1 protein-coding gene and 1 pseudogene are annotated in these 712 nt (G+C 66.6%); both read right to left on the bottom strand.

Annotation, left to right across the window (positions count from 1 at the left end):
- Positions 1-101: 101 nt before the first annotated feature.
- Complete coding sequence (locus NKJ23_RS34505; RefSeq protein ID WP_352685192.1) at positions 102-305, bottom strand: helix-turn-helix domain-containing protein; 204 nt, start codon at positions 303-305, stop codon at positions 102-104.
- Between the two features lie 45 nt (positions 306-350).
- Positions 351-613 (bottom strand): annotated as a pseudogene (locus NKJ23_RS34510) (DUF1612 domain-containing protein); the annotation flags it as partial.
- Positions 614-712 lie beyond the last annotated feature (99 nt).

Genomic DNA, 712 nt, shown 5'->3' on the forward strand with positions numbered 1-712 from the left:
AGCGTCCGCAGGACCTGCTCGTCAATTCGGTGCTTGCCATCACGATCGACGGTGCCATCGGGATCGACCCGCTGCCGTGACGGCCCGAGAGTGCGCGCGAATTACACAATCCCCCATGCTCGATATCGTCCCCTACCCGTCACCTCCCGCAGATTTAGCTCGCCGACCAGATTGAGCGCGCCCCGGGTCGTAACCTTCAGTTCCTTCTCGGTCATCGCGCTCGACACCAAAGGCCGCGACAGGACATAGTCGATCAGCTGCGGCAGCTTCGAGTTGCCGCGCCGGTTCCTGGTGCGGCGCAGCATCTGTTCCCGCGCCAGCGCCAGCCGGTCATGTTCCTTTAGGCCGAGCGCGGCGGCTTCCGTAAACGCGTCGATAAATGCCAGCAGGCGTGTGGTCCGGTCACGGTGGCGCCGGCGCTCACGGCCGATAACCCGCAGGCCGCTGTTGAGCGCCAGCAGGTGGGCCGTGGTCTTGCGGCGCTGCCGCAGCATGGCCGCGAGCAGAAGGGTGCCGAGCCACGGCTGATGTGGAGCGGACTGATGTCTTCCCAGGCGTCCGAGAGCATCGCGGCCGCCAGCACCGGCGGCAGATCCGCCATGCGATCAAGCATGGCGCGCCACTCGTCGAGGCGGGCAGGCTCGTCCCAATCCAGATCATAGACCAGCGGATCCCGCTCCGGTGCCGCTTGCGGCCGGGAAGGACGTTCGAC

This window comes from Mesorhizobium sp. M0184, assembly GCF_040322215.1.
Taxonomy (GTDB): Bacteria; Pseudomonadota; Alphaproteobacteria; order Rhizobiales; family Rhizobiaceae; genus Mesorhizobium.

What these genes read in the sequence shown, in the direction of transcription:
- NKJ23_RS34505 (WP_352685192.1), bottom strand. Translation starts at nt 305, where the DNA reads ATGCTGCGCCGCACCAGGAACCGGCGCGGCAACTCGAAGCTGCCGCAG.